A 1244-nucleotide genomic window follows, 5' to 3' on the forward strand; every position below is an offset into this window, starting at 1 on the left:
CAACGCCACGTGGCACTTCCACTGACCCAGCTCCGCGTTCGCATGCGCCTGGGTGTGCTCGTCCCACCGCGCGTACAGCAACGGCGACGCCGCGACCCGGTTCTGCACCGAGTCGTCACCGGCCGCGGTGCGCCTGAGCGCCGTCGTCGCGCCCTCGAACCACGGCTCGCCCGCCCGCGCGGCCAGGAACGTGTCCCAGTCACTCTGCTCCGGCGACAACCCGACCGACCGCAACGCCGGCGTGAGCAGCACCAGCCTCCCGACCCGGTCCGGGAAATCCGCCGCGTACCCCATCGCGATCCCCGCACCCGCCGAGTGCCCCAGCACGTCCACCCGCTCCAGCCCCAGGTGACGGCGCAGCATCTCCACATCCCGCACCAGCATGTCCCGCCGATAGGTGAACGGATCCGCCGGCTCGTCGGACTCACCCGTACCCCGGTTGTCCAGGATCACCAGCCGCCGGAAGACGTCCAGCCCGCCCAGGGTCTCCAGATAATCCGACGACCTGCCCGGACCACCGGCCAGCACCACGAGAGGGGTGCCCTCACCCATCTCCCGATAGGCGAGTTCCGTGCCGTCGAACGAGGTGAAGCGTGCCATGCTGCACATCATGCCGAAGATCGCCACAGCCGACCTCGTCGACCGGCCGCAGCTGCTCGAGTTCCTCCGCACCCGCCACCACGGCGTGCTGATCACCCGCCGCTCCACCGTCGACGGAGTGCAGGTCTCCCCCGTCTCCTGCGGCGTCGACACGCAGGGCCGCATCGTCGTCTCGACCTACCCGCAACGCGCCAAGGCCCGCAACGCCCGCCGCACCCCGTCCGTCACGATCTGCGTGCTCTCCGACGACTTCGACGGCCCCTACGTCCAGATCGACGGCACCGCCGAAGTCCTCGACCTGCCAGAAGCCCTCGAGGACTTCGTCGAGTACTACCGCTGCATCGCCGGCGAACACCCCGACTGGGACGAGTACCGCGCCGCCATGCTGCGCCAGGGCAAGTCCCTCATCCGCATCACCATCGACAGCTGGGGCCCCATCGCCACCGGCGGCTTCCCACCCGAACTCGAGGCCTGAGCCCTACGCCGACCAGGCGCCACCCCAGCCTTTCGGCTGCTCCAGCAACACACAGGCGCCACCGTGCGGCCCCTCGACCGACGCGACGAGTCCGGTTGGCACGGTCGTGGGCTCCACCAGCACCCGACCGTCCAACTCGGACACCCGCCGGCACGCCGCACCCACATCA

The 1244-nt window shown here is 70.3% G+C and carries 2 protein-coding genes; one reads left to right on the plus strand and one right to left on the minus strand.

What is annotated here, in order from left to right:
• Positions 1-600, minus strand: a 600-nt coding sequence (locus B0F77_RS47575) for an alpha/beta fold hydrolase (protein WP_143467299.1), incomplete at its 3' end; no start/stop codon positions are given.
• Between the two features lie 10 nt (positions 601-610).
• Between B0F77_RS47575 and B0F77_RS46050 the strand changes: the two genes are divergently transcribed.
• Positions 611-1075 carry a PPOX class F420-dependent oxidoreductase gene (locus B0F77_RS46050; RefSeq protein ID WP_086669338.1) on the plus strand — a complete coding sequence of 155 codons (465 nt, stop codon included), beginning with the start codon at positions 611-613 and terminating at the stop codon, positions 1073-1075.
• The last annotated feature ends 169 nt before the right edge of the window (positions 1076-1244 follow it).

It is taken from the genome of Lentzea kentuckyensis (assembly GCF_002150765.1).
Classification (GTDB): domain Bacteria; phylum Actinomycetota; class Actinomycetes; order Mycobacteriales; family Pseudonocardiaceae; genus Lentzea; species Lentzea kentuckyensis.